The organism is Nocardia sp. NPDC004260, assembly GCF_053603155.1.
Map to the genome: position 1 here is coordinate 132,252 of NZ_JBSGEZ010000003.1, position 24,175 is coordinate 156,426.

General features: G+C 68.4%; 28 protein-coding genes. 12 read left to right on the plus strand and 16 right to left on the minus strand.

All coding sequences use genetic code 11. The features are described 5' to 3' along the window. Nucleotides 1–353: 353 nt before the first annotated feature. From ACWEO7_RS03555 to uraD, 4 genes are read right to left on the minus strand one after another with little or no spacing between them, the layout of a single operon-like run. Nucleotides 354–1,715: an 8-oxoguanine deaminase gene (locus tag ACWEO7_RS03555; protein WP_452420438.1), complete on the minus strand. Its 1,362-nt coding sequence runs from the start codon at nt 1,713–1,715 to the stop codon at nt 354–356. Further along, on the minus strand, nt 1,703–2,608 hold the full coding sequence (gene pucL, locus ACWEO7_RS03560) for a factor-independent urate hydroxylase (RefSeq protein ID WP_452420440.1): 906 nt from the start codon (nt 2,606–2,608) through the stop codon (nt 1,703–1,705). Before pucL ends, ACWEO7_RS03555 begins: the two co-directional genes overlap by 13 nt. Nucleotides 2,609–2,610: 2 nt before the next feature. After that, entirely contained in the window at nt 2,611–2,928 is a 318-nt protein-coding gene (gene uraH / locus ACWEO7_RS03565) for a hydroxyisourate hydrolase (RefSeq protein WP_452420442.1), read from the minus strand. Beyond that, complete coding sequence (uraD, locus tag ACWEO7_RS03570) at nt 2,925–3,428, minus strand: 2-oxo-4-hydroxy-4-carboxy-5-ureidoimidazoline decarboxylase (protein WP_452420444.1); 504 nt, start codon at nt 3,426–3,428, stop codon at nt 2,925–2,927. The genes uraH and uraD overlap by 4 nt, the downstream gene beginning before the upstream one ends. Nucleotides 3,429–3,564: 136 nt before the next feature. On the opposite strand from uraD, the gene ACWEO7_RS03575 reads away from it, so the two are divergent. After that, a complete protein-coding gene (locus ACWEO7_RS03575; protein WP_452420446.1) occupies nt 3,565–4,161 on the plus strand; it encodes a nucleotidyltransferase family protein in 597 nt (198 codons plus the stop codon). A gap of 13 nt (nt 4,162–4,174) precedes the next feature. After that, nucleotides 4,175–5,194, plus strand: coding sequence for an XdhC family protein (locus tag ACWEO7_RS03580; RefSeq protein WP_452420448.1), 1,020 nt, complete (start codon nt 4,175–4,177; stop codon nt 5,192–5,194). Here ACWEO7_RS03580 and ACWEO7_RS03585 read toward each other — a convergent pair whose 3' ends face one another. From ACWEO7_RS03585 to ACWEO7_RS03600, 4 genes are all read right to left on the minus strand, one after another. Then, the gene (locus ACWEO7_RS03585; RefSeq protein ID WP_355071807.1) at nt 5,195–6,283 is read right to left on the minus strand and encodes an ABC transporter substrate-binding protein; all 1,089 of its coding nucleotides are present in this window, start codon (nt 6,281–6,283) and stop codon (nt 5,195–5,197) included. Between the two features lie 68 nt (nt 6,284–6,351). After that, nucleotides 6,352–7,149: an ABC transporter permease gene (locus ACWEO7_RS03590; protein ID WP_452420450.1), complete on the minus strand. Its 798-nt coding sequence runs from the start codon at nt 7,147–7,149 to the stop codon at nt 6,352–6,354. 46 nt (nt 7,150–7,195) lie between these two features. Next, entirely contained in the window at nt 7,196–7,969 is a 774-nt protein-coding gene (locus tag ACWEO7_RS03595; protein WP_452420452.1) for an ABC transporter permease, read from the minus strand. 88 nt (nt 7,970–8,057) lie between these two features. After that, nucleotides 8,058–8,861 carry an ABC transporter ATP-binding protein gene (locus ACWEO7_RS03600; RefSeq protein WP_452420453.1) on the minus strand — a complete coding sequence of 268 codons (804 nt, stop codon included), beginning with the start codon at nt 8,859–8,861 and terminating at the stop codon, nt 8,058–8,060. A gap of 143 nt (nt 8,862–9,004) precedes the next feature. Here ACWEO7_RS03600 and pnuC point away from each other — a divergent pair, with 143 nt between their 5' ends. The 3 genes from pnuC to ACWEO7_RS03615 all read left to right on the plus strand — a co-directional run bounded on the left by pnuC (nt 9,005) and on the right by ACWEO7_RS03615 (nt 11,250). Next, complete coding sequence (pnuC, locus tag ACWEO7_RS03605; protein ID WP_356962661.1) at nt 9,005–9,700, plus strand: nicotinamide riboside transporter PnuC; 696 nt, start codon at nt 9,005–9,007, stop codon at nt 9,698–9,700. 258 nt (nt 9,701–9,958) lie between these two features. After that, a complete protein-coding gene (locus tag ACWEO7_RS03610; protein ID WP_452420455.1) occupies nt 9,959–10,435 on the plus strand; it encodes a hypothetical protein in 477 nt (158 codons plus the stop codon). A gap of 128 nt (nt 10,436–10,563) precedes the next feature. Further along, the gene (locus ACWEO7_RS03615) at nt 10,564–11,250 is read left to right on the plus strand and encodes a hypothetical protein (RefSeq protein WP_452420457.1); all 687 of its coding nucleotides are present in this window, start codon (nt 10,564–10,566) and stop codon (nt 11,248–11,250) included. A gap of 4 nt (nt 11,251–11,254) precedes the next feature. Here ACWEO7_RS03615 and ACWEO7_RS03620 read toward each other — a convergent pair whose 3' ends face one another. The 5 genes from ACWEO7_RS03620 to ACWEO7_RS03640 form a co-directional block, all read right to left on the minus strand. Beyond that, on the minus strand, nt 11,255–12,046 hold the full coding sequence (locus ACWEO7_RS03620) for a DeoR/GlpR family DNA-binding transcription regulator (RefSeq protein ID WP_450024219.1): 792 nt from the start codon (nt 12,044–12,046) through the stop codon (nt 11,255–11,257). A gap of 111 nt (nt 12,047–12,157) precedes the next feature. Beyond that, nucleotides 12,158–12,892: a TetR/AcrR family transcriptional regulator gene (locus ACWEO7_RS03625; RefSeq protein WP_452420459.1), complete on the minus strand. Its 735-nt coding sequence runs from the start codon at nt 12,890–12,892 to the stop codon at nt 12,158–12,160. 92 nt (nt 12,893–12,984) lie between these two features. After that, nucleotides 12,985–13,878 (minus strand): carbohydrate ABC transporter permease, encoded by an 894-nt coding sequence (locus ACWEO7_RS03630; RefSeq protein ID WP_452420460.1) that lies wholly within the window; start codon nt 13,876–13,878, stop codon nt 12,985–12,987. Further along, nucleotides 13,875–14,756 carry a carbohydrate ABC transporter permease gene (locus ACWEO7_RS03635; protein WP_452420462.1) on the minus strand — a complete coding sequence of 294 codons (882 nt, stop codon included), beginning with the start codon at nt 14,754–14,756 and terminating at the stop codon, nt 13,875–13,877. Before ACWEO7_RS03635 ends, ACWEO7_RS03630 begins: the two co-directional genes overlap by 4 nt. Nucleotide 14,757: 1 nt before the next feature. Next, entirely contained in the window at nt 14,758–16,008 is a 1,251-nt protein-coding gene (locus ACWEO7_RS03640) for an extracellular solute-binding protein (protein WP_452420464.1), read from the minus strand. 160 nt (nt 16,009–16,168) lie between these two features. Between ACWEO7_RS03640 and ACWEO7_RS03645 the strand changes: the two genes are divergently transcribed. The 5 genes from ACWEO7_RS03645 to ACWEO7_RS03665 all read left to right on the plus strand — a co-directional run bounded on the left by ACWEO7_RS03645 (nt 16,169) and on the right by ACWEO7_RS03665 (nt 21,595). Then, nucleotides 16,169–17,080 (plus strand): SIS domain-containing protein, encoded by a 912-nt coding sequence (locus ACWEO7_RS03645; RefSeq protein WP_452420466.1) that lies wholly within the window; start codon nt 16,169–16,171, stop codon nt 17,078–17,080. A gap of 160 nt (nt 17,081–17,240) precedes the next feature. Continuing rightward, a complete protein-coding gene (locus ACWEO7_RS03650) occupies nt 17,241–18,311 on the plus strand; it encodes an ROK family protein (RefSeq protein WP_452420468.1) in 1,071 nt (356 codons plus the stop codon). 103 nt (nt 18,312–18,414) lie between these two features. After that, complete coding sequence (locus tag ACWEO7_RS03655) at nt 18,415–19,572, plus strand: N-acetylglucosamine-6-phosphate deacetylase (protein WP_452420469.1); 1,158 nt, start codon at nt 18,415–18,417, stop codon at nt 19,570–19,572. Next, nucleotides 19,560–20,522 (plus strand): hexose kinase, encoded by a 963-nt coding sequence (locus tag ACWEO7_RS03660; RefSeq protein ID WP_452420471.1) that lies wholly within the window; start codon nt 19,560–19,562, stop codon nt 20,520–20,522. The genes ACWEO7_RS03655 and ACWEO7_RS03660 overlap by 13 nt, the downstream gene beginning before the upstream one ends. A gap of 245 nt (nt 20,523–20,767) precedes the next feature. Then, on the plus strand, nt 20,768–21,595 hold the full coding sequence (locus tag ACWEO7_RS03665) for a class II fructose-bisphosphate aldolase (RefSeq protein ID WP_452420473.1): 828 nt from the start codon (nt 20,768–20,770) through the stop codon (nt 21,593–21,595). A gap of 243 nt (nt 21,596–21,838) precedes the next feature. On the opposite strand, the gene ACWEO7_RS03670 is transcribed toward ACWEO7_RS03665, so the two are convergent. Further along, a complete protein-coding gene (locus ACWEO7_RS03670) occupies nt 21,839–22,039 on the minus strand; it encodes a DUF397 domain-containing protein (protein ID WP_452420475.1) in 201 nt (66 codons plus the stop codon). 10 nt (nt 22,040–22,049) lie between these two features. After that, a complete protein-coding gene (locus ACWEO7_RS03675; protein WP_452420476.1) occupies nt 22,050–22,910 on the minus strand; it encodes a helix-turn-helix domain-containing protein in 861 nt (286 codons plus the stop codon). Between the two features lie 184 nt (nt 22,911–23,094). On the opposite strand from ACWEO7_RS03675, the gene ACWEO7_RS03680 reads away from it, so the two are divergent. Beyond that, the gene (locus ACWEO7_RS03680; RefSeq protein ID WP_450024245.1) at nt 23,095–23,397 is read left to right on the plus strand and encodes a hypothetical protein; all 303 of its coding nucleotides are present in this window, start codon (nt 23,095–23,097) and stop codon (nt 23,395–23,397) included. A gap of 49 nt (nt 23,398–23,446) precedes the next feature. Then, entirely contained in the window at nt 23,447–23,887 is a 441-nt protein-coding gene (locus ACWEO7_RS03685) for a DUF4254 domain-containing protein (protein WP_452420478.1), read from the plus strand. On the opposite strand, the gene ACWEO7_RS03690 is transcribed toward ACWEO7_RS03685, so the two are convergent. Beyond that, on the minus strand, nt 23,888–24,172 hold the full coding sequence (locus tag ACWEO7_RS03690) for a DUF3349 domain-containing protein (RefSeq protein ID WP_452420479.1): 285 nt from the start codon (nt 24,170–24,172) through the stop codon (nt 23,888–23,890). Nucleotides 24,173–24,175: the final 3 nt, after the last annotated feature.

The window sequence follows — 24,175 nt, forward strand, 5'->3', positions numbered from 1 at the left end:
CGACACCACCGTCACCGCACCCGGCATTCCCGACCACCGCGCGGCTATGGCGAGAGTGCCGCACGGCCGCATCCGGTGTTCCGGTGCGCGATCGACTTCGAGCGCCTTGGCGACGGAGATCCGCACTCCGTGCACCCAAGGAGCCGACAGCATCCTCCCGGCCTCGCCGCACCGACCGCGCCGCCTGGTTCCCGGTGCTGCTCGCCTGCGCAGTCGAGCAGGTGGGCGACCTGTACCGGCCGGGCCACCTCCCCCCGCCTCGACCGGCACAGGCCGTACGGCGACAGACCCGCTGCCGGTAGGCCGATCCCGCACTCCGGCAGGGCCGCCGACGGCTGCTGCGCGCGAGTCGCTCACCCCGCTTTCGCGAGCAGTTTCGCCTGCGCCCGCGCCACCTCGGCGGCGACCACATCGGTGTCGACCGTCCGCACCTCGCCGTCGCGCACCACCTCGCGTCCGTTCACCAGCAGCGCCGCCAGCGGCGGAGGCGAGCCGAGCACCAGTGCGGTCACCGGATCCGCGATCCCGGCGTGCGCGGCAGTGTCCAGCCGCCACAGCGCCAGGTCCGCCAGTTTGCCGACCTCGATCGAACCGATGTCGGCGGCGCGGCCCAGCACCCGCGCGCCGCCCATGGTGGCCAGTTCCAGCGCGGTGCGCACGGTCATCGCGTGCGGGCCGCCCCGGTTTCGCGCCCACAGCAAGGCGTGGCGCGGCTCCTCGATCATCGAACCGGCCTCGTTGCTCGCCGCGCCGTCGACCCCGAGCCCCACCGCAACGCCCGCGCGGACCAGGTCGGCGACGCGGGCGATGCCCGCGCCGAGCCGCGCGTTCGACGTAGGGCAGTGCGCCACGCCGGTACCGGTCTCCGCGAGGGCGGCGAGCGCGTCGTCGTCCAGGTGGACGGCGTGCGCGTACCAGACGTCCGGACCGAACCAGTCCAGCCGCTGCAGGTACTGCGCGGGCGTACAGCCGAAAGTCGCCAGGCAATAGTCCTGCTCGTCGATGGTCTCGGCGAGGTGGGTGTGCAGCCGGACCCCGAGCTCGCGGGCCAGCGCCGCCGACTCGCGCAGCAGGTCGGGCGTGACCGAGAAGGGCGAACACGGCGCGAGCGCGATCCGCAGCATGGCGTCGGACGACGGGTCGTGCCACCGCGCGACGGCCTCCGCGCTCCCGGCGAGGATGTCGTCCAGGCGTTCCACCAGGTGATCGGGCGGCAGGCCGCCGGCGCTCGCGCCCAGATCCATCGAGCCGCGACAGGGATGGAACCGCAGGCCCACCTGCGCCGCCGCGGTGATCTCGGCGGCGAGCGGGTCACCGCCGTCGCGCGGGAACACGTAGTGGTGATCGGTGGTGGTGGTGCACCCGGTGCGCGCGAGAGTGGCGAGCGCACCGGTGGCGGCCACGCGCACCCCGTCCTCGTCGATGCCCGCCCAGACCGGGTAGAGCGTGGTGAGCCATTCGAACAGCGTGTGGTCGGTGGCCAGGCCGCGGGTGATCCATTGGTAGAGGTGCTGATGGGTGTTCACCAACCCGGGCGTCAGCAGGCAGCCGCGCCCGTCGACGCGCCGCGCGTCCGCGCCGAGGTCCGGCGGATCCCCCGCGCCGACCGCGTCGATCCGGTTGCCCCGCACGACGACGTACCCGCGGGCGTACTCGGTCCCCTGGGCGTCGACGGTCGCGACGGCGCAGTCCGCGATGACGGTCACCTGCTCCACGCGGGACCCGCTTCCGGCGCGTCGGCCCGCGCAACGGTGGCGTGGATCAGCCCGTAGGGGCGGTCGTCGGCGTGGTAGACCTCCCCGTGGTTCTCGATGCCGAAGCGGCCCAAGTCGTAGTCGAAGTGATGCTTGTTCGGCGCCGCGAGCCGGATCTCGGCCAGCACCGGGTACGCGGTCAGCGCGGCCTTGCCCATCTCGAACAGCGTCTGCTGCAACGCCTTCGAATGCAGCGTCGCGAAGGTCTCCACCAGCCGCGCCCGCACGCCGGTGTAGACCTCGTCCCAGTCGATGCCAGCGCTGCTCGCGAAACGCCATTCGGCGATCAGTGACGTGGCCAGCATCCGATCACGGGTCGGCGCGAGCACGGTGAACTCGTCGCTCAGGAAGTCGGCGAACTCCGAGCCGGTCGACTTGAGGATGGTCAGGTCCTTCACCCCGCCGACGACCCAGGCCCGCCGCTCGGTGCCCTTCCCCGCCACGGTGACCGCCGCGGTGCGCACTTCCGGTCCCTGCCGCACCCAGGTGTGATCATGTTCCACACCGCCGACCGTCACGCGCCGCCAGGCGTATTCGTCGACCTCGATACGCGCGCTGCGCACCGGTTCGATCTCGGCCACGAAATGATCGGCCAGCGCGAGCGCGTAGTCCTCGATGACCCGCAGCCCGGGCCGCTTCGCGAAGGCATAGGCCGTCTGCTTCTGCGAGTCGGTGGGCAAGACCTTCGCTTGGTCGCCCGCGACGTACGCGTCGGCGAAATCGCCGCGCAGCACCGTGGACACGTTCACGTCGCGGATCTCGTGCCGTGCGCTGTGCCGGTGGATCCGGACGATCCGGTTCTCCGCCTTGCCGTATCGGTGGTCGGTCAGCACGATGGGCCCGGTCAGTTCCATGCTCAGCTCCCTCGATAGGTCGAAAAGGCGAAGGGCGACAACAGCAGCGGGACGTGATAGCGCCGTTCCTCCGTCACGGCGAACGCGATGCTCACCTCGGGATAGAACGTCTCCACCCCCTGACCCGCGAAGTAGGCGCCGGTGTCGAACACCAGCCGATAGGTTCCGGTTTCGAGCGCTTCGCCCAACGCCCGGATTCGCCCGTCCGCGCCCGTTTCACCCGAATCGAGCTGCCGCTCCTGCTGGTACAACGTCACCGTGACGCCCGCGGCGGGCACGCCGCGCACTGCGTCCAGCACATGCGTGCTCAGCGTGCTCACGACCGCTCCGCCAGTAGCGCGCGCAGCCGGATCCGATTGATCTTGCCCAATTCTGTTCGCATGACCTGCCTTTCGGTCTCGGGATCATTGCCTAACCGGGCAGTGAGCAGCGCGAGCAGCTCCGCACCCGACTTTCCGCTCGCACACACCAGGTAGATGTGCCCGAACCGTTCCTCGTAGGCGCGGTTTCCCGCGGCGAGCGCCGCGCGTACCGCGTCGGCCGCACCCGTCACTCCGGCCTGCTCCCGTGCCGAAGCGGCGGAATACGGTCGCTCGCCGATCCTGGGGTGACCCGCCAGCGCCAGGTCGAACTCGGACTCCGGTAGCCGTGCCAACGCCTCGTCCGCCGCCTCGAGCAGCGCCTCGACGCTCCGGTAGGGACGGCCCGCGACCAGCGACCGCGCGAACTCCGGCGACCAGCAGCAGCCGAGCACCGCCCGGTAGGCCGCGTCGGCGGACAGCGCGTCGAACGCCGCGATACCGCGTCGCTGATCCGTCATCGGACCAGCATCGAATACGACCGGACGAGCCGCCACCGGAAGCGGAGGGATCGCCTTCGGCGTGTCGCTCCGGAACCGCGCCTGAGCACCGGTTTCCCATCATGCGGCGCAGACCGGCCGGTATTACCTTTGAGGCATGGCCGACCCTGATCGCCCCGCCGTCGCACCCTGCGCCGGCGTCGTGCTCGCCGCGGGCGCCGGAACCCGCTACGGAAAACCCAAAGTGCTCGCCGAGGACGGCGCCTGGCTGCGGGCCGCGGTCGCCGCGCTGCGCGGCGGAGGTTGCGACCCGGTCATCGTGGTCCTCGGCGCGACCGGCCCGACGCCGGGGATCGTCGATCTGCCGCCGGGTGTGCGGCACGTATGGGCGGCGGACTGGGCGACGGGGCTGAGCGCATCGCTGCGCGCGGGCCTGATCGCCGCGGCGAGCACCCCCGCGCGTTACGCCGTGATCATGCCGGTGGACACCCCCGATGTCGGCGCCGACGCGGTCGCCCGAGTGCTGGCCGCCGCGCTCGCGGCCCCCAGCGGTCTGGCGCGCGCTGTGTTCCACGACACACCCGGACACCCCGTTGTTATAGCCCACAAGCACTGGAATGCGGTTTGTGGATCGGCTGCAGGAGATTCCGGTGCCCGCACCTATTTGACCGGCAGAAACGATATGGTGTGCGTCACGTGCGACGATTTGGCGACGGGCGTCGATCGTGACTTCCCGGCCACGACCGCACGGTGATCGGAGCTAACTGATGCGGGACATCGTCGACGACCTGTTGCGGGTGTGGCACTCGGGCCGGACCGGCGGACTCGGCACCATCGTGCGCACCGTGGGCGCCGCGCCCTTACCGGTGGGCTCGGCGATGCTGGTCGACCCGGACGGGGGCGTCTACGGATCGGTCGCCGCGGGCGGGCTGGAGGACATCGCGTACGAGTCCGTGCTCCAGGCCGCGCGGACCGGCCGCCGCGCGATGCACCGTTTCGGCGTGGACGGGGGCGCGCACGGCGAGGGGATGATGGACGTCTTCACCGAACCGTTCTCTCGAAGACACTTCCCGGAGTTCCCGGATGTCGCCGCCGAGATCGCGGCGCACCGCAGGGTCACCGTCTTCACGGTGGTGTGGAACTCCGATGCCGACCTGATCGGCCAGCACCTGATCACCGACAAGCGGCACGCCACCGAATTGGTCGCGCTACCCGATTCCGATGTCTTCGTCGCCTCGTTCGCTCCGCCGCCGCGCCTGATCATCTTCGGCGCCAATTCCTTCGCCGCCGCACTCACCGTGCAGGCCAGGTTGCTCGGATACCGAGTGACCATCTGCGACTCCCGCCCCAATTTCGCTACGCCGGAATCGTTTCCCGGCGCCGAGGTCGTGGTCGACTGGCCGCACCGCTACCTCAACATCCTCTCCTCGGCCGGTGAAATCGACAGCAGCACGGCCATAGTCGTGCTGTCGCACGATCCCACATTCGAGATTCCGCTACTCACCGTGGCGCTGCGACTACCCGAGGTCGGCTATCTCGGCGCCATGGGGTCACGCCAGGTGCACATCCGGCGCATGGAGGACCTGCGCGCAGGCGGTTTCGGCGAGGAGACGCTGTCGCGGCTGCACTCGCCCGCGGGATTCGACATCGGCGCACGCACCGCGCCCGAGATGGCCGTCGCGATCGCGGCCGAACTGCTGGCCGCCCGCGCCGCGCAGCCGGTGCGAGCGGTCGATCCGTACAGTGGCGAAATCCCGATCACGCCGAAAACCGCCGTGGGTCTCTGATCATTTCAGGCCGGGGTGCTCGGCATACACCTCGCGCAATACGGACAGGTCGAACAGTTGCGCGGCCTTGATGTCTATTTTCGCGGCACGCAGCGCGGCGATGTTCTGCTCGATCAGGGCGTCGGTCATCGAGAGCAGTCCGCCCGTGGCGGTATCCGCCGAAACCACTAGATCGTTCTGCGCGACAGCCTCTTTCGTCTGCTCGGCGAGATCGAGCTTCTGATCCTTGCCGTACACCTCGACCGCGAGCCGGGCCGCTTCGGCCGGATCAGCCACCGCGTCCTTCCAGCCCTTGATCTCGGCGGCCAGGAACGCTTTCAGCTTGTCACGCTCTTTGTCGATGGTGGACTGCGCGACCGTGAGCGTCTCCGCGACCAGCGGCAGGTTGAAGTCGGCGAACAAGAAGTGGGTGTTCTGAAAGCCCTTTGCCGCCAGCGTGATCGGTTCGTTCGTCACGTAACTGACCCATCCGTCGACCTCTCCGTTGGCCAGCGGGGTCGGATCGAATTGCGCGGGCACGACAGTGACATCGCCCGGCTTCAACCCGTTGGCGGTGAGCAAGGCGTTGAAGATCAACTGGTTGGTGTCCTGCACACCGATCTTGCGTCCCTTCATGTCCTCGGGCGTCTTGATCGGTTTCGCCGCGGAGGACACGATCGCGAACGGGTTCTTCTGATACGTGGTGGCGACGATCTTGGCGGGCAGGCCCTCCAGGATCGCGGGTGCGGTGGTCTGCGGCGCGGACAGGCCCAGCCACACCTTCCCGGTGTCCAATCCGGCCTCCACCGACGTGCTGGCCGCGCCGCCCGCGATCAAGTCGACCGAGCCGAAACCCGCCTCCTTGAAATAGCCTTTCGAGTCGGCGAAGTATTCGCCCGCGAATTCGATGTTCTTCAGCCAGGAAAGCTGCACCGCGACGCCGCCGTATTTCGATCCGTCCGCGGTGGTGCCGCCCGGCGAATCACCGGAGCTTCCTCCGCAGGCGGCCAGTGCTCCGGCACCGCCGAGCGCGGCGCCGGCGAACGCGGAGTAACGGAGGAATGAGCGTCGGTTCAGGTGCCCGAACGTGGAGCGGTGCGCGGGTGTCATGGGCCGAATCTAAGTGCAGCGCGTTTCATTTTCTTTACTTTGGCGTTCCGAGCGAGAATTCGGTTCGGTCAGAGTCGTCCCGCTTCCGGTCCGAACCGGGCCAGCACCAGGTTCTCCACGACACCGACGATCGCGTAGAGCGCCACCGAGACCAGCGTGACGATGACGATCGATGCCCACAACTTGCTGTACTGGAACGTGGGGATCGCCCGGATCAAGCTGGCGCCCAGGCCGGTACCGCTGCCGAGCCACTCGCCGAGCAACGCGCCGATCAGCGCGCCCGGTACCGAGATCCGCGCGGCGGCGAACACCGAGGGCAGCGCCGCGGGCACGGCCACCATGCGCAACCCGGTCCAGCGCGATCCGCCGTACGCGGCCACCAGTTCCAGCGCCTGCCGCGGCGCGTTGCGCAATCCCGCCATGATCATGACCAGCGCGGGGAAGAACACCACGATCGCGGCGAGCACCGCGACCCCGGCCAGGCCGCGGCCGAACACCAGCACGATGATCGGCGTGAGCGCCACCAGCGGCACCGAGCGCAGCAGCATCGCCACCGGCAGGAAGGTCTGCTCGATCGCGGCGAACGACACGAACAGCGCGGCGACCACCAGCGCGGCGAGCATGCCCGCGCCGAACCCGATCGCCGCGTCACGCAGCGTTATCTGCAGATCGTCCAGGATCGCCTGCCGCGCGGTCGCGGCGTTGGGCGCCGTCACCAAGTAGGTCCAGATATCGCCGGGCGTCTTGCCGACCCGCGGGCCGACCTGCGGAAACGCTTTCAGGAAGACGTACCAGATCACCAGCATCAGCAGCAGCGATGTGCACAGCGGGAAAAGGAAGATCCCGATCCGTCGCAGCAGATTCATCGGGCCTCCCCCGTCACCTGGTGCAGCCCAACGCACGTGGCGATCTTCATCGCGCCTCCCGGACGGTCCAGGGCGCGGCCAGGCGGGCGGCCAGCGCCACCAGCGCGTAGCCGAGTCCGGCCAGCGCGGCGGCGGCCAGCGCCATGCCCCAGGTGCGTGGCACGTTGTAGGAGGTCTGGGCGGCGGTCAGCGCCACCCCGATGCCGCTGTCCACGCCACCGAGGTACTCGCCGATGATCGCGCCGAGCACGGCCGACGGCGCGGCGATCTTCAACGCCGCGAACGTGCTCGGCAGCGCTGAGATCGCCTGCACCCGGTACAACTGCTGCCGGCGTCCGCCGCCGTAGGCGCGCACCAGTTCCAGGCTGGTCCGGTCGGCCGAGCGCAACCCGGCGACGGTGCCGACCATAGTGGTGAAGAAGCAGTACATCGCGGCCAGGAAGACCGTCGGGGTGCGTCCGCCGAACACCACAAGGATGATCGGGCCCAGCGCGAGCAGCGGAGTGCAATAGCTCAGGATCGCCAACTGGGTCGCCAGCGACTCGATCGGCGGGACCAGCACGATCAGAACGGCCAGGGCGACGGCCAGGGCGTTGCCCCAGACGAATCCCTGTAGCGCGCCGAGCGCGGTGATCCGGAAATTAGGACCGTACAGGCCCCATCCGTCGGAGTACATGGTGTGCAGCACCTGCCAGGGACTCGGTATGGTGCCGCCCGCTACCTCGAACGCCGCGAGCGCCCACCACACCGCGACCAGCCCCAGCACGCCGAGCACGCCGCCGAAGCGCTTCACGCCGTATCCCCTGTCCTCCGGACGCATGGATGCCGCAGCAGCGGCCGAGTGCGCACGCTCGCCCGCTGCCAGCCCGGCTTACGGTGCCGCAGGCAGCGTTCCGGTTGGTGCTCGTTCATGCGACGCCTCCTTTTCCCGCGGTCCCGAACAGCAGCTCGGACAGATAGTCGTGCAGCTTGTGGAATTCCGGTGTCCGCATCATCTCGGGCAGCCGTGGACGCGGCAGATCGATCTCGACCAGTTCCAGCACCCGCCCCGGCCGCGGGCTCATCACGGCCACCACGTCGGACAGGAACACCGCCTCCGCGATGCCGTGGGTCACCATCAGCGTCGTCGCGGGCTTCTCGGTCCAGATCCGCAGCAACTCCAGATTGAGCCGCTGCCTGGTCATGTCGTCCAGCGCTCCGAACGGTTCGTCCAGCAGCAGCACGGTGGGCTTCACCACCAGTGCGCGCGCGATCGAGACGCGCTGGCGCATACCGCCGGACAGTTGCGCGGGCTTGGCCTTCTCGAAGCCGTCCAGCCCGACCAGGCGGATCAGGTCATCGATCTGCCCCGGCTCCGGCGTGATGCCCGCGACCTCGAGCGGCAGCGCGATATTCGACGCCACCGATCGCCACGGCAGCAGCGCCGAATCCTGGAAGGCGATGCCGAACGCGTGCTTGCCGCGCAGTTCGGCGGGGGTCGCGCCGTCGATCAGCGCCTTGCCCGCGGTCGGCGTCTCCAGGCCCGCGAGAATGCGCAGCACCGTCGACTTGCCGCAGCCGGACGGACCGAGCAGCGACAGGAACGCGCCCTGCTCGGTGTGCAGATCGACGCTCGCCAAAGCCTGCACGGTTTTCCGCCCGACCCGGAAGGTCTTGGTCAATCCGCTGAGATGAATTCCGGTCCCCCCGGCGGTATCGCTCTCCGTGCTCATGACGGCCACCATAGGAGCACCCCGTTGCACGGACATTGCGAATGGCGTCGCCAGATTGCGCAATCGTTACGGTCCGCACCGCGCATTTCCGATCGCGGCGATCCGAACGGATGAGATACGCCCCGCCGCGGGTTACACGACAGGTGAACCCGATCCTCACGCTGCTCGACGCCAAGCTGCACATCGCGGGCTCGGAGATCCTCTGGCGCGAGGTGGTCGGCAACGGCTTCGGCTTGGCTTCCGCGATCGGCGGCATGCGGCGGCGGGTCTGGGCCTGGCCCGTCGGCATCGCCGGGAACGCGCTGCTGTTCACCGTATTCGTCGGTGGGGTGTTCCACACTCCGCAGCAGCTGAACATGGCCGGACAGGCCGGACGCCAGCTGATGTTCATCGCGGTCAGCGTGTACGGCTGGTGGAGCTGGTACCGGCACGCGGCACGCGGGACCGCGCTCGAGCACCGTGGCGTCGACCCGCGCTGGGCGAGCACGCGCGAACGCGTCGTCCTGGTGGTGGCGATGCTCGCGGGCACGGCCGTTTTCGCCCAGCTCTTCGAATGGCTCGGTTCCTACGGCCCGTGGGCCGAGGCGTGGATCTTCACCGGCTCGGTGCTGGCCACCTACGGCATGGCCAGGGGGCTGGCCGAGTTCTGGTTGATCTGGATCGCGGTCGACCTGGTCGGCATTCCACTGCTGGTGCGTGCGGGCTACTACCCGTCGGCGACGCTGTATCTGGTCTACGCGGGATTCGTAGCCTGGGGATTCCTCGTTTGGGCGAGAGCCATGCGTCGACCCACCGGCGCCGATGCGCCGCTGAATCGGTTCAGCACCGCCGATCGGTAACCGGCCGACAGCCGGTCCATCTATCAGTAACTCAGTCGCTACCAGCCTGATCCAGCCTTCAAGTCATTCCCAGTGGTGAGAACATCTTCGGTGCCACATGTTTGCCACACTTGCGAAGAAGCCCAAAACCGCACAGAGCCCGAGTTGCTCGACATCCCGATGACCGCGCCGCACCACCGCTGGTAGGAACGACTTTCCGGCATGTGAGCGCCATGATCCGCGGGCCTGAGCACTTCGGCCCGCGGAGGAACAGCCAGCATGACATCGCCATACATCCGCGAGATCCGACTGATTGCCGATCATGTACTGGCGATTCCCGAATGCTTCACGCCACACTATGTCTCCTCGGCGTGCGCGACGGAGCTCAGTGCAGTATCCTGCGCGAATCCGCAGGCACGCGAATTCGTGGCATACCCGGACGGCGGGCCGTTCTCATCAATCGTGTTCCGCGGCCCGCGCACGGAGGCAGTCGGTTCACATGCCCTGGTGATCATGCACGTCGCGATGGACGTCCGCATCACCCGTGCCGATATGGCCGGGAGCTTCGAGCTCCCGATGGAAAACGCACGGGTCGACCCTAGGATTCCGCCCGAAGGAGCGGTTTCGTTCACCTCTGAGCATGGGGCGAGAAAGCTGAACATCAGATTCCATGCCCGCTCGCAACTCCTCAGAGACATATCCGTACACGAGAACCGTGGACGAGTTCGGAGCCTCGGCAGCGGTAGCCCGGAATGAGACGTCTCCGCGAACTATTCCTGAACCTGACGACCGGCCTACGCCGCGATCTATCGAGATACGCGAATGCCGCATCGCACAATGTCCATAGTCTCAGCGGAGAAGTCAACCTGACCGTCGCCAAGACAATGGATGCCGATCTCGCCGGACGGGATGCCATCCGAAGGGAAACCCTGGAAATCCCGGAATACCAGAAAAGCCTACAGCGGCTCGGCTATTCGACGTCCGTAGAGACCGGACTGGGCCGAGAAGTCGACGAAATCGCCGGGTTGTCCGAGGACCTCATTCGTCAGATCCAGGACGTACAGCAGTTCGGATGGACCATTCGCTACGGAAAGAGAGGGGACGGAACCTACGCCGACTACGACGACAAGGCTGTTGTTCTCGATCGCAAGATGGAAGGCAACGCCGGAGCCTCCACCGATGCGCTCGCACATGAGATCGACCATGCCCACCCCGGTAATCCGCACAACGACGCCCCCTCGCCGCCGATGGGCCGAACGCGGGAGCAATGGGTGGCCGATCATGTGGACCGGTCGCTGCGGAACGAGGGCCATGCCGTCATGTCACAGCTCAACATACGCCGTCAGATACTCGAAAATGGCGGGCCGGACATCAATCACACCGTCTCGGGGAAGTACCGCAGGATTTATGAGAGATATCGCGGTGGAGAGTTCTCCCACGACGAGGCGGTACAACGAATAGCTGATCACTATCGCTTCGAGACAGGAAGCCACAGCAAGATGTCGTACGGCCAGAACTTCCGTCAGTGGTACGAAGAGTATTGGGACAAATGGATCGCGCAGACGGCGTGAGCGCCTACACCACGTCGACCCGCACGCCCGCCGCCCGGATCGCCTGGACCGCGGCCGGATCCGCACCGGTATCGGTGACCAGCACCTGCACCTGCTCGATGCCGCAGATGCGGGCCAGTGCGGTGCGCTCGAGCTTGTCCGCGGTGGCCACCACCAGCACCCGGCCGGAACGCCGCACCATCTCGGTGGTCACCCCGGCCTCGTCGATGTGCCTGCACTGTGCGCCGCCCTCGACGGAGATCGCGTTCACGCCGAGCACGAGATCGTCGAGCCGCAGTTCGGCCAGGGCCCGTTCGGCCAGCGGCCCGTGCAGCTCGTAGGACTCGCGCCGGGCCACACCGCCGAGAACGATCGTGCGCACGTGTGGCCGCAGCACCATCTCCCCCGCGATGTTCAGCGCGTTGGTGACGAGAGTGAGCTGCTCGTCACCGGCCGATCCGAGATCCGTGCGCACGGCCAGCGCCCTGGCCACCGCCGTGGTGGTGGTGCCGCCGTTCATCCCGACCACCGCGCACGGATCGACCAGCGACGCGGCGTGTTCGGCGATGCGCTGCTTGGCCTCGCCCGCACTCTGCCGGTAACGCGCGGGCAGGTCGTAGGCCACCGAGGTCGCCACCACACCGCCGTGCGTCCTGGTGGCCAGTTGTTGTTCGGCGAGCGCGGTGAAATCGCGACGCACCGTAGCGGCGGACACACCGAGCCGCTCGGCGGCCTCCTCCACCGAAAGCCGCCCGGATTCGGCGAGCAATTCCAGCAACCGGTTCCACCGTTGCGGGCGATCCGTCGGCCCGGTCATCTCACACCGCCCCGCTCGCGCGGGCAACCTGCTGTTTCGGCGAACACGCGAACAATATGAACACACGCACCCACCGACCGCGGAAATCCGCACGGCCGACGCCGGCCCCGCTCAGAACACATCGGCCTCGACGGTGGGCCGGGCCGGAAGCGCCGCGGTAGCGGGAAGACGCCCGTCTTCCGCACCCGGATCGCGCGCCTGGGAAAGACCGGAATTCACGAAGTAGGCGATCTCTTCGCAGATCTCGTCCAGACTCACCGCCGAATCCGGCGCCGTACCCTGCACCAATTCCTGGGCGAGTGACGTGACCGCGCCGATCACGGCCAGCGCGAAGAGATCGAAACGCCGCGGACCGGTCTCGCCACGGCCGACAGCGCGTTCGGCCTCGCTGATCAGCAGCGCCGACAGCAGGCCACGCTGCTGCCTGCGCCACTCCTCCACCGCCGTGCTCACGCCGACCACCTCGACATAGCAAACCCGCGCGGACCGGGCGTCGGCGCACGTGACGCTCAGATACGCGCGAAAACTCGCTACCACGCGGGTGGGCAAGGGCTCGTTCTCGGTGGCCGCCAGCGCGGCCAGCGCGCATTCCAGCGCACGGGAGGTGATGCGATTCGCCAGGGCGATGAGCAGTGCTTCGCGGCTGCCCATGTCCTCGTAGAAGCTGCGCGTGGAGACGTTCGCCACGGCGCAGAGGCGCTCGATCGAGGTTGCCGCATATCCCTGGGTGCCGAATAGTTCGAGAGCGGCATCGATCAGGCGGGTCTGCCGCTGGGCAACCCGCTGTTCCTTGGACAGCCCGCCGTAGCTGCGACCGTCCTTGGGTCCGTGATCCCGCCGTGTCACCTTTCGATGCTACCGCGCGGTTACCTTCCATCAGCGCGCCGAACGGTGGCGGCGCGGCGATTCCGTCATCCCGGTGCGCCAGTTCTCGCAGGCTATTTCACGCTTCCCGCGGTCAACCCCGCCACCAGACGCTTCTCGATGAGAGCGAACAGCAGCACCACCGGGACGATGCCGACGGTGGAGATCGCGAACACGTATTGCCACGCGGTGTCGTACTGGCCGACGAACTTGGTCAGCGCCACCGACAGCGGTTGGTTCTCCGGCGTGGTGAGCACGACCAGGCTGGCGGCGAATTCGTTCCAGCACGCCACCACGACGAAGATCGTCGCCGTCACGATGCCGGGCCACACCAGCGGCAGGCTCACCCGGACCAGGATCTGCCCGCGCCCGAGCCCGTCGAGCATCGCGGCTTCCTCGATCTCCACCGGGATCGCGGCGAAGAAACTGTGCAGGATCCACACCGCGAACGACAGGTTGAACGCGGCGTTCACCAAGATCATCGCCAGCCAGGTGTCGTTGATGCCGAGCGCGAAGAACTCCCGGATCAACCCGGTGACCAGCACCGTCGGCTGCAACATCTGGGTCACCAGCACCACGCCGAGAAACACCAGGCGCCCCGGAAAACGGTGTCGCGCCGTGTAATACCCGGCCGGAATCGCCACGGCCAGCACCACAGCGGTGGCGCAGACCGCGATGATGATCGTGCTGGCCAGGTTGAACGGCAGCGGCGTCTCGGGGGTGTCCCACATCGTCGCGTAGTTGTCCGGATGCCAGGACCGCGGCAGATACGTCGGCGGGATGCGCAGGATCTCGGCTCTGCTCTTCAGCGAACCGAGCACCATGACGACGAACGGCAGCAGGAACACCGCGGCGAGCACCACGCCGACGGCGGTGAGCTCCCAGCGGCGTCGGGCGCGCCGCGCGGGCGCCGCCGGGGCGAGCGGCGTCGCCGTGGCCTGCTCGCGTACCTCCACCCGCGTCGTCATCGGTCGATCTCCGCGGTCGGACGGACCAGCTTCACGTAGATCGCGATGACGACGACGATCAGCGCGAAGTTCAGCACGCTCATCGCCGCGGCGGTGTCGACCTGCTGGTTCTGCCGGATCAGCTTGAAGGTCAGCGTCGTCGTGGTGTCCGCCGAGAAGCCGGCGATGCTGCCGGTGATCACTTGCAGGATCGGCAGCGAGTTGAACACGTTGATGATGTTGATGATGGTCGCCACCGCGATCGCCGGACGCAGCTGCGGCAGCGTGAGATGGCGGTAGCGCTGCCAGGCGCTCGCGCCGTCGACCCGCCCCGCCTCCTCGATCTCCGCCGGAATCGCTTGCAGTCCGGCCAGAATCGTGTAGGTGGTGAACGGCACCGAGACGAACACCGCGACGCCCATCGCCACGAGGAACGCTTGCGTCGGCTGCTTGGTGAACCCGTATCCGCGGTCGAGCAGGCCGATGTCCACCAGGAACCGATTGGCGATGCCCACGTCCGGATCGAGCATGTAGTAGAAGATCGTGGTCGTCATCACGACCGACGCCGCCCACGGCACCAGGATCGCCATCCGCACCGCGGCGCGGCCGGGGAACTCCTTGTTCAGGAATTGGGCCAGCGCCGCGGACAACGCCAGCGTGACCAGCACGACGCCGACCACCCAGACCACCGTGTGGACCAGCACCGAGCCGAGCTCCGAGATGTCGAACAGCGCCCGGTAATTGGCCAGTCCGGCGGCGCCGCGGTCCTGGCCGTAGGCGCTGAGGTCCCTGGTGCTGGTCCACAGCATGTAGCAGGCCGGGAAGGCGACAACGGCCGCGATCAGGACCAGTGACGGCCCGATCCACGGCAGTGCCGCCAGTACTCCTCTGCGCCGCACGCTATTTCGTGGCTTCCTGGATCCGTTGCAACACCTGAGCGGGGTCGGCGCCCTGCGCGATGGTGCCCATCTGCTGGCGGATCACCCCTTGCGCCACCGCCCATTTCGGGTTGTTGCTCGGATAGAACCTCGCGACCGGAAGCGTGGCGGCGAACGCCTTCGTCACCGGATCCTCGGCGAGGGCGGTGGCGGCGCTGTGGGTGATCGGGATGAAGCCCTCGTGCTTGACGAAGTCCGCGTATACCGCCGCCGAATAGAAGTAGTCGAGGAACTTCTTGATCGACTCGGCCTTCGCGCCGTCCTTCTTGAACGCCATCAGATGATCGGCCACCCCGAGCGTGACCGGGTTCCCGGTCTTGGTCGGCGAAGGCGCGGTCGCGTACCGCAGACCCGGATTCTTCGCGGCGATCTGACCGATGGTGGGCGGCAGGGCTTCGATCATGCCGATCTTGCCCTGGATGAAGGCGTTGATCACGTCTTTACGATCGGTCGCGCCCGGATTCGGCTGCGTCGCACCGGCGTCGATCAGCTCACGCATGGCCCGCACCCCTTCCAGGTTCGCCGGGGTGTCCACGGTGACCCGGTCGCCGTCGGCCCACGAGCCGCCCGCGCCGAAGGTCCAGAGGGAGGTTTCGCCTTGCGCCTCCTCGCTGCCCAGCGGGAGCCCGTACCCGGAGACGCCGCCGCCGAGCGCCTGGATCTTCTTCGCCGCGTCGGTCAGCTCGGCCCAGGTCTTCGGCGGCCGGACGATGCCCGCTTTCTCGAACAGTTCGGTGTTGTAGAACAGGGTTCGGGTGGAGGCGAACAGCGGCAGCGCGTATTGCGTGCCGTTCAGCGCTGCGTTCTGCGCGAAAGCGGGCTGGATGTCGGCCAGCACCGGCGCGGAGACGATGTCGGTCGCCGGGTAGAGCAGGCCGTCGCCCGCGAAGCTGGCGTAGGCGTCGATGTTGAGGATGTCCGGGGTGGTCGACTGCGACTGGAGTTTCGTGCGCACCACGTCGTTGATCGAGTTCCACGACTCCATCTGCAGATCGACGGTGATGCCCGGGTTCTGCTTCTGGAATTCGGCGATGATGCCGTTCCACAGCGCCTTGGTGCCCGTGGCGCCGTCGCTGTAGGCGGGAGCGAGGAAATTGATGGTGGTAGCCGAGTCCGCACCACTTTTCGAACCGAACCCACAGGACGACAGGGCCAGCGCGACGCCGGTGACCATCGCGACTCCGGCAAGCACGCGGTGGAATGGTCTTTTCACGAGCAGAACCTTTCAGATTTACCCACCCGGCGCCAGCGGAGCCGCCGATGATGGGAGGACACACCGTCGGTGCACCTCAATCTAGCCCGAATTGTGATCAGATGTGACCGTTTTGGATGGGAATTTGACATAAACGATCATCCGGAGTGAAGCTGGTGGCGTGCCTACGCCTGCCGACCCCACGCCGCAGCCGCATCTGGTCACCGAAGTGGCGACCCAGCCGGACGATTGGACGCATGCCGCCGCCGTCGCAGCGGAGCATCGCGCCGTGCTGCCGAAACCGGGCGAGCGGGTCGCGGTGATCGGTTGCGGCACGTCGTATTTCATGGCGCGCGCCATCGCGGCACTGCGCGAGGGCGCGGGTCATGGCCTTACCGACGCCTGGCCCGCCAGCGCGGTCCGTGCTCGCGAGTACGACCGCTACCTGGTGATCTGCCGCTCCGGCACCACCACCGAAGTGGTGCGCGCGATGCGGGACATCCCGGCGCACGTCCCGCGGACGGTGATCTGCTCCAGTCCCGGCACGCCCGTCCTCGAACTGGGCGACCCGATCCTCATCGACCAGGTCGATGAGCGGTCGGTGGTGCAGACCCGCTTCGCGACGACCACCCTCGCCATCCTGCGCAACCACCTCGGCGAAGACCTCACCTCGGTGATCGCCCGAGCGCGCGCGGTGCTCGCCGAGGATCCCGCCGAGTCGCTGGCCGCGGTGCGCCACGCCGAGCAGATCAGTTTCGTCGGTATGGGATTCGCGGCGGCCATCGCCGAGGAGGCGGCGCTCAAGCTGCGCGAATCCTGCCAGTCCTGGACGGAGGCGTATCCGGCGACGGAGTATCGCCACGGCCCGATCGCCATCTCGGCGCCCGGCCGGGCGGTCTGGGCGTTCGGCCCACTCGAGCCGGGCTTCGCCGACGACGTCGCCGCCACCGGCGCCCACCTGGAGCATCGCGACATCGACCCGATGGCGGACCTGGTCCGAGTGCATCGGCTCTGCCTCCTGCGTTCCGCCGACCTGGGATTGGACCCCGACCACCCGCGCGGCCTGAGTCGCTCGGTGGTTTTGAAGTCGTGACCGAGGGCCAGCGGTGAGCATTCGCCGTACCGCGCCGGGTACGGACGGCATCGCCGCGCCCGCAGCCACACCGTCGGCCTCGAGTCGACTCGAACTCGTGACATCACCACAGGCCGCATGCGCACCGTCGCGGGAGCCACCACGAACTACTGTGCCGAGGATGGGAACCGAGCAGCCGTGTGCGCCGTCGGGTGCGTCCGTGTCCGGATCGCGCGGCGCGGGGACGGACTGCGCATGCCCCGGCGACCGGCCTACCGCGCGGCGAGGTTCGGCCGGGCAGCCCACGGACATACTCGGCGCAGCGGCGCGGGCGCTGCCGGACGACGCGCTCGTGCTCGGCATGGATGTCGGCGGCACCACCATCAAAGGCGAGATCACCGACGCGGGGGGCACTGCGCTGGCCGTGGGCACCGTGGCTACACCGCATGGTCCGGCCGCGTTCGATGCCATGGGCGAGCTGGGCGATCGGTTGCTCGGGGGACTCCCGGAATCCGACCGCCGCCGGGTACGTCGCGCCGCCGTCGTGCTGCCCGGCATCGTCGACACCGCCCGGTCGGTCGCCGTGTTCAGCAGCAACGTCGGCTGGCGGGACGTGCACGTGGGCGACCGCTTCCCCGCGCGCTGGGGTGTACCGACGCTGATGGAACACGATGTCGCCGTGGCCGGTTGGGCGGAATGGCGGTACGGCGCGGGGCAGGGACACGAGAATGTGTGCGTCGTCATTCTCGGCACCGGGATCTCGGGCACGTTGTCGGTCGGCGGGAGGCTGGTGCGCAGCAGCTACGGCCAGGTCGGCGAGTACGGGCACGTGCCGGTGCGGCGCGCGGGCGGATTGCCCTGCCCCTGCGGCAATACCGGATGCGTCGAGACGGTCGCCTCGGGCGCGGCCATCGCGCGGGCCTACACCCGGCGCACCGGACGCGAGACCGGCGGCGCGGCGGAAGTTTTCGCACTCATGTCCACCGACCCCGACGCCGCCGCCGTCGTGGCGGACGCGGTCGACGCGCTCGCCGACGGTCTGGTCGGCATCGTCCACGCGGCCTGCCCCGAACTCGTCGTGCTCGGCGGCGGGCTCGCCGGAGCGGGCGCGGCGCTCACCGACCCGCTGCACCGCGCCCTGTCCGACCGGCTCCGCCTGGTCCCCGCTCCCCGAGTCGTCCTCGGCCGGTTCGGCGCACGCGCGGGGCTGGCAGGCGCCGCTCTCTTCGCCCGCCACGGAGCGTTGACATGACGCCACCCGCGCAGCCGGCGAACCGAGGCGCACCACAAGCTTCAGCCAGCACAGTGGACATCCCTATCCGTCAGCCGGTCCGCGCGAGCCGAGGGGCACTCGAATGACAGCACACACCCAGCTCATCCGGGGGCGCATCGTCTCGGCGAGCGTCACGGTGGACGACGGCGTAGTGATGGTGTCCGGGGATCGGATCGACGCGGTGCGGTCGTTCGCACAGTGGCGCGCGACGCATCGCGATTTACCTGAGCCGCCATTTTCGGGAACCGTGCTGCCGGGGCTTGTGGACATTCACAATCACGGCGGATTCGGGTACCGGTTCGATACCGTGCGCGGTGAGCAGGCCCGCGCGGCGGCGCAATCGCACCATGCGCGCGGCTCGACCACCGTGGTGGCGAGCGTGGTCACCGGCCCCGCCGCGGAAATGGTGGCTCAGACCGCCACCTTGCGCGAACTCGCCGACGAAGGCGTGCTCGGCGGTATCCACGTCGAGGGGCCGTTCCTGTCCGAGGCGCGCCGCGGTGCGCAGGACCCGCGATATCTGTGCGACCCCGATCCCGGGCTGACCGACCGGCTGCTGGAGGCGGGTGGCGCGCACCTGCGCGCGATGACGCTCGCGCCGGAACGTCCCGGCTACGCGGCCGTCGCGCGGCGGCTGACCGACAACGGCGTGGTGGTCGCGCTCGGCCACACCGACACCGACTACGCGTCGTTCCGGAATGCGCTGGCTCCCAGGGGATCGGGAAGCCTCGTGACGCACTTGGCGAACGGCATGCCACCGCTGCATCACCGGAACCCGGGCCCGGTCGCCGCGGCGCTGGCGGCCGCCGCGGGCGGGGCCGTGACCGTGGAGCTGATCGGCGACGGCGTGCACGTGGATCCGGGCTTCGCCGCGCTGGTGTTCGCGACGGCGCCGGGGCGAGTCGCGCTGGTCACCGATGCCATGCAGGCCGCGGGGCTCGGCGACGGCGAGTACCAGCTCGGTCCGCAGCCGGTGACGGTCCGTGCCGGCGTGGCGCGCATCGCCGACGGGTCGATCGCGGGCGGCGTCAGCACCCTGCTGGAATGCGTCGCGTGGGCCGTGCGCGACTCCGGCGTCCCGCTGCGCGCGGCGGTGCTGGCGGCCACCTCGGTTCCGGCCGCCGCGCTCGGGCTCGCCGACGTCGGTGACCTGCGGCCCGGCTATTTCGCCGACATATTGACAGTCCGTGACAATCTCCACTTGCGTGGGGTGCTCAGACGTGGACAGTGGTTGAAGTGATCCTCACCGTGACAATGAATCCCGCGTACGACATGACCTATCGCGTCGAACGCTTCGAACGCGGGCAGGCCCACCGGGTCCGGTCGGTGGAGCAGCGCATCGGCGGCAAGGGCATCAACGTGACCCGGGTGCTGAATCAGCTCGGCAAGTACGCCAGGGCCACCGGATTCTCCGACCACGCCTTCGCGGCCGCCGCCGAACTGGAGATGCCGGTCGACTTCGTGCACGCGCTGCCCTGGGTGCGCCGCACAGTGGTGATCAGCGAATCCGAGGACGGCACGGCCACCGCGCTCTGGGAGCCGGGTGCGCGCGTCTCCAATCCGCATGCCGCCGAACAGTTGTCGGTCCGGGTGGCGGGACTGCTTCCGGAAATCGCCGGATTGGTGATCTCCGGGTCGCTGCCCGGCGGCATCGAACCCTCCCTGCCCGCCGAGATCGCCCGCACCGCCATCGCGGCCGACGTGCCCACCATCTGCGACGTCGACGGCGAAGCGCTGCGCTTGGCCGCCCAGGTGCCCGGCATCGTGCTCACTCCGGACGAGACCGAATTACAGCGCCTCATCGGCACCCGGCCGACGACCGCCGACGACATCGTCATCGCCGCGAAGCCGCTGATCGACAACGGAGTGCGCGCCCTGATCGCGACCCGCGGTCCCGAGGGGATCGTCGCGGTGACCGCCGACGGCGCGTGGACCGGGGCGCTCGCCGAACCGCTCGCCGGAAACCCCACCGGCGCGGGCGATGCCGCGGTGGCGGCGGTGATCGCCGCCCTTTCCACCGAATCGCGCCCGGACTGGGCCGCCCTGCTCGCCGACGTGGTCGCGACCTCCGCGGCCGCCGTGGTGGTTCCGGTGGCCGGTGAGATCGACCGCTCCCTGCGCACCCGCCTCACCCCGACCGTCCAGGTTCGGGAACTGGACATCTCCACACCGCAGAAGACTTCTCCATGACCGCGGAACCGGTTCGCCGCTGCCCGCGAACGTGCGGAATGCTCCCGCGATGCGGGCGAGCCGGGCGATCCCGCGACCCTGGTCGCTTACGCGGCTCGCATGGCGAACCACATGCCGCGTTCACCCGCCGACGACCTCGGCACGCGACGAGCCGGTCACGGACGCACAAGCCGGTCCACAACGCATCCGGTCGCGCCTCCGCCGCGAATCCTGTACACCGCTCGCCCTTCCGAAAGCACGCAACCATGCCGCTGACCTCGATACCGGATCTGATCGCCGCGGCCCGCCCCGGCGGACTCGGTGCCTTCAACGTGATAACCCTCGAGCATGCCGAGGCGATCGCGGCCGCCGCGGAATCGGCGAAAAAGCCGGTGGTGCTGCAACTATCGGAGAACACCGCGCGCCATCACCGCGGCATCGCCCCGCTGGCACTGGCCTGCCTGCGCATCGCCGCCGACAGCGAGGCCGCGATCGCGGTGCATCTCGACCACGCCTCCAGCACCGAATTGATCCATGCCGCCCTCGATCTCGGCATCCGCTCGGTGATGTACGACGGCTCGGCTCTCGACTACGCCGACAACCGCGCCGCCACCGCCGCGATCACCGCTTGGTGCCATGAGCGCGGCGTGCACATCGAAGCCGAGCTCGGCGAGGTGGGCGGCAAGGACGGCGCCCACGCGCCCGGCGCACGCACCGATCCCGACGAGGCGGTCGAATTCGTGAGCGCTACCGGCGTCGACGCACTCGCGGTCGCCGTCGGCTCCTCGCACGCCATGCACACCCGCACCGCCGAACTCGACAACGACCTCATCGCCCACTTGGCCGCGAAGCTCCCGGTTCCCCTGGTGCTGCACGGCTCATCCGGCGTCCCTGATCACGGCCTGCGCGCCGCCGTCGAACACGGCATGACGAAGATCAACATCGCCACCCGCCTCAACATCCGGATGACCGCCGCCATCCGCGCCCGCCTAGCCGCAACCCCCGACCTCTCCGACCCACGCGAATACCTCACCCCCGCCCGCACCGCCATCCAGTCCGAAGTCGAACACTTCCTCCACCTCCTCGCCGGTTGATCGCCACGAGTGGCACACCATCGAGAGGCCTTCTCGCGTTTTGCCGCAGCCATGTGCCACTCGTGGACATGAGCGGCCGGCGACGCATGCGAGGGGGCTGCGCCGCCGGCCGGTTCCAGTGGTGGGCAGGGCAGTTGCCCACCGGTGAAGCTGTCGATGGATCGCTTCGCATCGACGGGAACACTCTTCCGGATGGAGCTGTGTTATGGGTGTCGTGAAGCTGAGAGTCTGCTGGGAGACGTGTCAGGTGAGGTCGGCGGTGCGGATCGCGGAGGTGAACCTCGCCCACTGGGTCGGCGTGAACGCCAACGTGGGCGATGCGTCCGGCGCTCCTCGGAACTTACTGTCCCGAACCAGCACCAAGGCGCCGTCGAAACACACTTCGACACAGGCGGTGCTGTCGTTCGAATGTGATGACTTGAACCAGCAGCCCGCGCTCCCCATACCGATCACGCTACAACGCGGCGAGTCTGCGTTCGATCAACGTTATGGACTCGTTCTGCGAGAGCGCGTGCTCGGCGAGAGTGGTAGCGAACATGGTCGCGAGGTGGCGCACCGGTTCGCTCTCCTCGATCACCCCGAGATGGATCAGCGTTTCGGTCCACGCCACGTCGGGTAGGAGTGCGTTCTCGAACCCGAGGAGGTGGAACGACGCACCGCTGAGCAGCACACCGCCCGGCGCGTCGAAGGGTATGACCCGAATGTCGATCGTGTCCGCATGCGTCTCGGTAACCGATAGCAAGTGGCGCAACTGGCCTTCCAAGACAGTCTCGCCTCCGGTGCGCTGAGTCAGCGCGGCCTCGTTGACGATCGCGGTGACCTGCAGCGGCTCCGATTCGGTAAGTCGTTTCTGGCGCCGCAGGCGGACCTCTACCCAGCGATCGATTTCCACTTGCCGAATCCGCGCGCGGTCGTTGGCGATCACCGCCCGCGCGTAGTCCTCGGTTTGCAGCAGACCTGGGATCAAGATGCTCGTGTAAGTCCGAATGCTCTGCGCCCCGTGCTCCAACCCATAGAGGCGGATCACCTCGTCCGACAACAACTCCGCGTACTCCGACCACCAGCCGCGTCGCTTCGCGATGTCGCGGAGCCGCAACATCTCCTCACGTTCGTCCTGGTCGAATTCGAGCAAGCTCATCAACTTTCGCAGCTTGTCCTCGGCCAGGACGCGTTCTTTCTCCACCTTCGACCAATACGACAACGTGAACCCGAGTTCCTTGGCGATGACGGACGCGGAGACGTCGAACTCGGTGCGGCGGCGCTTGATCCGGAGCATGAGCTCCCAGCGCGCCACCGTGGGCGAGAGTGGTGCCATCGTCCGATGCGTCCTTCCGGCTCCGGCTGTTCGTGCAGATGACCGTACCCGGATCCACAGGTGGTCGAGTTTGTCAAATGGACTGGTCAACTTGACCTCTCGCCACCGCGGCGCCTACGCTTGTTGTGTTGCGCATCACAGCGGGGGCTTTCGACAGCACCCGCTTCGGCGGGGAGGGGTTCTGATGTCCGTGCATGTCGTCGACCGCACGTGGATCGTGAGTGATCGGACGCCGCATCAGGCGCGGCGGGTCAGCGACGACGCGTGGGTGGTGTCCTATCTGCGTGGCCGGATGGTGAACACCGAGCAGGCGACGGCGGCTATCCAAGCGGCGGAGATGGTTTCGCTGACGGAGGAGCTGGTACGCCCCGTCGGGCTCACCGCGCTGGAAGCGGTCGGCCTCGTCGTCCTCGAATCGCCATGGGACACCGCGCCGTTGCGCACTCGGTTCCGATTGCCGCGTCCGGGCGGGCGGCATCGTCGATGATCCTTCACGTGACGCCCGGCGCGAAAATTCGATCCAGGGGGTTGACGCAGTGGAACCGCTGCCCACCAAAGAGCTCGTCCTGAAGGCTTGCCGCAAAGCGCCGCATCGCGCCCACCCAGTCCTGGAGTCGGCCCACCTACTCGCGGGATTACACCAGCGCCGCCTGCGCTGCGCACCGGGCGGGACGAACGATATCGACCGGCACCGCGCCCGCCTCGTGCTCGTCATCGACCGCTGGGTCGCCACCGAGACGTCACCGCCGCATGGCGGCGCACACATGCACACCGAAACCGTGGGCATGGTGGTCGATCGGCTCGCGCAGTTCTCCGCCAGCGCGTACGACGTCCTCTCCGGCGCGCCGGAATGGGCCGTGCACAACGCCTGGGAGCGCCTCGCCGAACTGGCGCTGGGCTATGAAGATCTCGCCTACGAGGTCGCGGCGGGCGTGCGCCGCCTCCCTTATCTCAGCGGCCCGCGCGAACACCCGTGATCAGTCCTCGCCCGGCCACGCATTGGCCTCGACCCGTGCGCGCACCCGCGCCACGTCGGCTTCGGACGGCATGTCGTTGGTGATCTTGGTGATCATCACCTGGATGTCGGTCTGGTCGATGTCCGCGCCGCCGGAGCCGGCCAGCTCGGCGGCGATCCGGGCCACCTCCGCGTCGGACAGACGGCGGCGCAGCAGGGCGAGCAGCGGGATGTAGTCGGCTTCCGGGACCCCGTCCGGGTATCCCGCCCGCAGCCAGCTGATGATCGCGTGCAGGAAGGGAGGCATCGG

What these genes read in the sequence shown, in the direction of transcription:
- pucL (WP_452420440.1), bottom strand. Translation starts at nt 2,608, where the DNA reads ATGGAACTGACCGGGCCCATCGTGCTGACCGACCACCGATACGGCAAG.
- uraD (WP_452420444.1), bottom strand. Translation starts at nt 3,428, where the DNA reads ATGACGGATCAGCGACGCGGTATCGCGGCGTTCGACGCGCTGTCCGCC.
- ACWEO7_RS03575 (WP_452420446.1), top strand. Translation starts at nt 3,565, where the DNA reads ATGGCCGACCCTGATCGCCCCGCCGTCGCACCCTGCGCCGGCGTCGTG.
- ACWEO7_RS03580 (WP_452420448.1), top strand. Translation starts at nt 4,175, where the DNA reads ATGCGGGACATCGTCGACGACCTGTTGCGGGTGTGGCACTCGGGCCGG.
- ACWEO7_RS03585 (WP_355071807.1), bottom strand. Translation starts at nt 6,283, where the DNA reads ATGACACCCGCGCACCGCTCCACGTTCGGGCACCTGAACCGACGCTCA.
- ACWEO7_RS03590 (WP_452420450.1), bottom strand. Translation starts at nt 7,149, where the DNA reads ATGAATCTGCTGCGACGGATCGGGATCTTCCTTTTCCCGCTGTGCACA.
- ACWEO7_RS03595 (WP_452420452.1), bottom strand. Translation starts at nt 7,969, where the DNA reads ATGCGTCCGGAGGACAGGGGATACGGCGTGAAGCGCTTCGGCGGCGTG.
- ACWEO7_RS03600 (WP_452420453.1), bottom strand. Translation starts at nt 8,861, where the DNA reads ATGAGCACGGAGAGCGATACCGCCGGGGGGACCGGAATTCATCTCAGC.
- ACWEO7_RS03610 (WP_452420455.1), top strand. Translation starts at nt 9,959, where the DNA reads ATGACATCGCCATACATCCGCGAGATCCGACTGATTGCCGATCATGTA.
- ACWEO7_RS03615 (WP_452420457.1), top strand. Translation starts at nt 10,564, where the DNA reads ATGGATGCCGATCTCGCCGGACGGGATGCCATCCGAAGGGAAACCCTG.
- ACWEO7_RS03620 (WP_450024219.1), bottom strand. Translation starts at nt 12,046, where the DNA reads ATGACCGGGCCGACGGATCGCCCGCAACGGTGGAACCGGTTGCTGGAA.
- ACWEO7_RS03630 (WP_452420460.1), bottom strand. Translation starts at nt 13,878, where the DNA reads ATGACGACGCGGGTGGAGGTACGCGAGCAGGCCACGGCGACGCCGCTC.
- ACWEO7_RS03650 (WP_452420468.1), top strand. Translation starts at nt 17,241, where the DNA reads ATGGGAACCGAGCAGCCGTGTGCGCCGTCGGGTGCGTCCGTGTCCGGA.
- ACWEO7_RS03655 (WP_452420469.1), top strand. Translation starts at nt 18,415, where the DNA reads ATGACAGCACACACCCAGCTCATCCGGGGGCGCATCGTCTCGGCGAGC.
- ACWEO7_RS03665 (WP_452420473.1), top strand. Translation starts at nt 20,768, where the DNA reads ATGCCGCTGACCTCGATACCGGATCTGATCGCCGCGGCCCGCCCCGGC.
- ACWEO7_RS03670 (WP_452420475.1), bottom strand. Translation starts at nt 22,039, where the DNA reads ATGGGGAGCGCGGGCTGCTGGTTCAAGTCATCACATTCGAACGACAGC.
- ACWEO7_RS03675 (WP_452420476.1), bottom strand. Translation starts at nt 22,910, where the DNA reads ATGGCACCACTCTCGCCCACGGTGGCGCGCTGGGAGCTCATGCTCCGG.
- ACWEO7_RS03680 (WP_450024245.1), top strand. Translation starts at nt 23,095, where the DNA reads ATGTCCGTGCATGTCGTCGACCGCACGTGGATCGTGAGTGATCGGACG.
- ACWEO7_RS03690 (WP_452420479.1), bottom strand. Translation starts at nt 24,172, where the DNA reads ATGCCTCCCTTCCTGCACGCGATCATCAGCTGGCTGCGGGCGGGATAC.